Here is a 3384-nt window from a genome sequence, read left to right as displayed (position 1 = left end):
CCTTTGGTAAAAATGTTTCCTGTTGGTTTGGGCTTAAAAATCTTATTTGTAAGTGCCGTTTTTATGGTTTTAGTTTTTGGGTTGATGGTGCTAACTTTTCATCAAAAAAAATCTTTTTGGACCCAAAAATGGAGTGCTGTTTTAGCAATTATATTTTTTGGAATTGCCACATACAATAGTGGGTTTTCGATAGAGAACAAAAAACCAAATAGTATTGTGTACATTCAAAATTCTGATGATAAAACCGCCTATTTTGGCACTTATAATACTACGTTAGACAGTTATACAGAACAAGTTTTTAAGGGCGATTTTACAAAAGGTAGCATACAAAACGCAGAAACTAAAAGTAAATACAATACACGTTTTACCTATCATAAAAAAACAACTTTTAAAAATATTACTTCGTCTGAAATTATTACAGAAATAGATACCATAATTGGTAAAAAAAGGTTTGTAGAATTAATGGTTTTACCTAATAGAAAAATTAATAAGTTCGAATTTATTACCAAAAACAAACTGACTTTACAACAATTTAAAGTAAATGATGTTTTAGTGAATAATGGTAAAAAATACCATTTAAAAAGTGGTACTTTTTTGGTGTATCATTTAGCAAATGTAGACCAAGAACTCACACTTTCGTTTGCTATAAATATGGATGAAAAGTTAGATCTAATTTTAAATGAAATTTCTTACGATTTATTATCTAACGAAAACTTTAATATAAAACCAAGAACTGAAGCGATGATACCCATGCCTTTTGTAACCAATGATGCTATTATTATTTCTAAAAAACTAAAGTTATAAAAGCAAAAAAGCATTCTAACAAAAATTAGAATGCTTTTTTAAAGTTGTTTTAAACGTTTTTACTCTATTTCAGAAACACGCATTGTATTTACCATACCTTGTGCTTCTACTGGCATAGAAGTAAGGTTAATCATTAAATCTCCTTCTTTTACGTAACCTTGTTCTTTAGATAGTTTATTAATATCTACAACAGTATCATCTGTGCTTAAATGTTTATCGTAATAAAAAGCTCTAACACCCCAAAGTAAGTTTAGTTTTCCTAAAATTCTTTTTTCTGATGAAAATGCTAATATTTTAGCTTGTGGTCTCCATGCAGAAATTTGAAAAGCTGTATATCCACTTCTTGTTAAGGTAGAAATTGCTTTTGCATCAATATCATTGGCCATTAATGCTGCATGATGACAAACTGATTTTGTAATAAATCTATTGGTTCTAATGTGTGGTGCTTCATGTGGTACTTTTATCATTCTAGAGTTTTCTACACTAGCAATAATTTCTGCCATTTTTTGAATTACTCTAACTGGGTGTTTCCCAACCGAAGTTTCGCCAGAAAGCATTACTGCATCTGCACCATCCATAATAGAATTGGCAACATCATTTACCTCTGCTCTCGTTGGTACAGAGTTATCAATCATGGTTTCCATCATTTGTGTTGCAATGATTACGGGTATTCTTGCTCTTTTTGCACGTCTCACTAATTTTTTCTGAATTAATGGTACGTCTTGCATAGGTATTTCTACACCTAAATCTCCACGTGCAACCATTAAACCATCACAATAAGGTATTAAAGAGTCTAAGTTTTTAACAGCTTCTGGCTTTTCTATTTTTGCAATTACAGGTACTCTATAATCTGAATGTTGGTCAATTAAATCGCGTAACATTCTTAAATCTTCTGGAGTTCTTACAAAAGATAAAGCCATCCAGTCTACTTCTAAACTTAGAGCAAAAACAGCGTCTTCCATATCTTTTTCTGTAAGTGCTGGTAAAGAAATTGCTGTGTTTGGTAAGTTTACTCCTTTTTTAGATTTTAAAGGGCCACCTACTATGGTTTTTACTACTACTTCTTTGTCTTTGTCTGTAGAAACTACTTCAAATAATAATTTCCCATCGTCTACCAAAATTTGTTCTCCTGCTTTTACATCTTTAGGAAAACGTTGGTAGGTCATAAAAGCTTTTTCTTTGGTTCCTATACATTTTTCTGTTGTAAAGGTAAAGGTGTCTCCATCGTTTAAAACTACACCATCTTCCATTACTCCAACACGTAGTTTTGGGCCTTGTAAATCTGCTAAAATAGCTACATTAAAACCATTTTCTTCATTGACCTCTCTAATCATTTTTACAGTTTCTCTTACATTATCATATTCTGCATGAGAAAAATTTATTCTAAACACGTTTACACCTTCTTTGGCTAAATTGGTTAGAATTTCTTTGGAGCCTGTTGCTGGTCCTAATGTTGCAACTATTTTTGTTTTTTTATAATCTGCCATATTAAAATATTAAAAAGTCTTTAGACTTTAGTGTGTTTTTGTCTATTGAATAAGAGGTTATTACTTGTTCTATTTTTTTTATTCTTTGCACAATATTTAAAATATATTGTGGTGCTAATTCTCCAGAAATTTTAATAAAATAATCTACTTTCTTTTTTTCTGGAATTAAATATGTTTTTGTTTCTGTTGATAATAATAATTCGTTGGATGCCGTTTTGTTTTCTTTTTTAAAGCTATTTGCAATTAAAAACCACTCAAAATCATATTTTTTGTGTAAAAAATTAAATATAGAAAAAGAAAGTTTGTTTTTATTGTTTTCAAACTCTAAATCTTTTTTAGATTTAGCAAAACGAGTATCTAAGTTTTTATTTAATAAATATGCAAGTCTATAGTCTTCTAAAGCTGTATGAATACCAATTAAGGCGTATTCTTCTTCACAAAATTCTTCTAAACCTAAAGCATGTATTTGCATAAATAGTAAATGTACTTATAGTTTTTAATCTGGCTAAATTACTAATTGTTTGTGGATTTTCTTAGTTAATTCAACGAAAACGTTATCGCTTTAATCTAAAGAAATTTGATTTTGAAACGCAAAATAGACTCTTTTAGAGGCTTGTTCTTCTGCCTTTTTCTTAGAAGTGGCTCTACCTTTGGCTATTTGCTCACCATCTATACTAACCTTTACGCTAAAATGTTTCACAGGTTCATTACCAGAATCTTCATACGTATCAAAATTATAATTTTTCTTTTGTTTTTGACACCATTCTATAATTAATCCTTTGTAACTGGTAATTTTACCTTCTAGTTTTTCGATATCTACATAAGGTACAATTACATTTTGGTAGATGAATTTTTGACAAAAATTATATCCTTTGTCTAAATAAATAGCTCCAATTAAAGCTTCAAAAATGTTTCCATGTATATTGTCGCCAACATTAGTTTGATCTATATTACTTTTTACAAATTTAATTAGGTTTAAGTCTTTTCCTAATTCGTTTAAATGTTCTCTACTAACGATTTTAGACCGCATTTGGGTTAAGTAACCTTCTGAACCTTCTGGCACTTTTTTGTACAAATAAGCTGCAATTACAGA

At 29.6% G+C, this 3384-nt stretch carries 3 protein-coding genes and 1 pseudogene; 1 reads left to right on the top strand and 3 read right to left on the bottom strand.

The features are described 5' to 3' along the window. Positions 1–804, top strand: a pseudogene (locus ACTG3S_RS14110) (hypothetical protein); the annotation flags it as partial. Between the two features lie 59 nt (positions 805–863). Here ACTG3S_RS14110 and pyk read toward each other — a convergent pair. From pyk to ACTG3S_RS14095, 3 genes are all read right to left on the bottom strand, one after another. After that, positions 864–2291, bottom strand: coding sequence for a pyruvate kinase (gene pyk / locus ACTG3S_RS14105; RefSeq protein WP_439129972.1), 1428 nt, complete (start codon positions 2289–2291; stop codon positions 864–866). A gap of 1 nt (position 2292) precedes the next feature. Further along, positions 2293–2763 carry an IPExxxVDY family protein gene (locus tag ACTG3S_RS14100; RefSeq protein WP_439129971.1) on the bottom strand — a complete coding sequence of 157 codons (471 nt, stop codon included), beginning with the start codon at positions 2761–2763 and terminating at the stop codon, positions 2293–2295. A 90-nt stretch (positions 2764–2853) separates the two neighbouring features. Beyond that, positions 2854–3384 (bottom strand): ribonuclease III family protein (locus tag ACTG3S_RS14095; RefSeq protein WP_439129970.1); only part of this gene is annotated, 531 nt, incomplete at its 5' end.

Origin of the sequence: Polaribacter sp. (genome assembly GCF_965656025.1) — a bacterium.
Classification (GTDB): Bacteria; Bacteroidota; Bacteroidia; order Flavobacteriales; family Flavobacteriaceae; genus Polaribacter.
Note: the sequence above shows the minus strand (reverse complement) of the source record. Positions and strands in the feature narration are given on the sequence as shown.

Bases quoted from the DNA above. Each gene is read 5' to 3' on its own strand.
- ACTG3S_RS14100 (WP_439129971.1), bottom strand. From the start codon at position 2,763: ATGCAAATACATGCTTTAGGTTTAGAAGAATTTTGTGAAGAAGAATAC.
- pyk (WP_439129972.1), bottom strand. From the start codon at position 2,291: ATGGCAGATTATAAAAAAACAAAAATAGTTGCAACATTAGGACCAGCA.